This window comes from Campylobacter showae CC57C, assembly GCF_000344295.2.
In the GTDB taxonomy this organism is placed as follows: domain Bacteria; phylum Campylobacterota; class Campylobacteria; order Campylobacterales; family Campylobacteraceae; genus Campylobacter_A; species Campylobacter_A showae_B.
In genome coordinates this window covers 1-434 of record NZ_AOTD01000137.1, presented here as the reverse complement: position 1 = coordinate 434, position 434 = coordinate 1, and the positions used below count along the sequence as shown (strand labels likewise).

Below are 434 nucleotides of genomic sequence, written 5' to 3'. Positions count from 1 at the left end.
GCTACCTCATCTACACCAACCAGCCGTGGCACCCGCAGCTTGAGATGATCGCGCGCGCTCTATCTAGCCACAGGCAGGGCGCTGCATGGATCATGCGCCGTCGCAGCCAGGCCGAAATGGATCAGCTCGTGGCGAATGCGGGATTTAAAAAAGTAAGAGAGTGGATAGATGGGGATGGGATATTTAGCGTGAGCTTGGCTGTTAAAATTTAAAAGCGGCTTGTCTTTTTGCTCTATACTTCGTTGATTTTAAATTTGGCTCGGTCATTACCTACATGGTAACTCCTGTCGCCAAATTTGAAAAGCGCCTCGTCTAGAACAAAAATACTTTGCCTTATCATTATTCGCTCAAATTTGAAGTCAAATTTTACTCGCCGAGACCCGTATCTTGAAAATACAAATTTCAATTTGCGACGCTTTGCGTCAGCAAAGCAG

At 46.3% G+C, this 434-nt stretch carries 1 protein-coding gene; it reads left to right on the top strand.

The features are described from left to right. A partial coding sequence (locus H740_RS05360; protein WP_002952176.1) for a class I SAM-dependent methyltransferase family protein occupies positions 1-212 on the top strand: 212 nt, incomplete at its 5' end. Between the last annotated feature and the right edge of the window lie 222 nt (positions 213-434).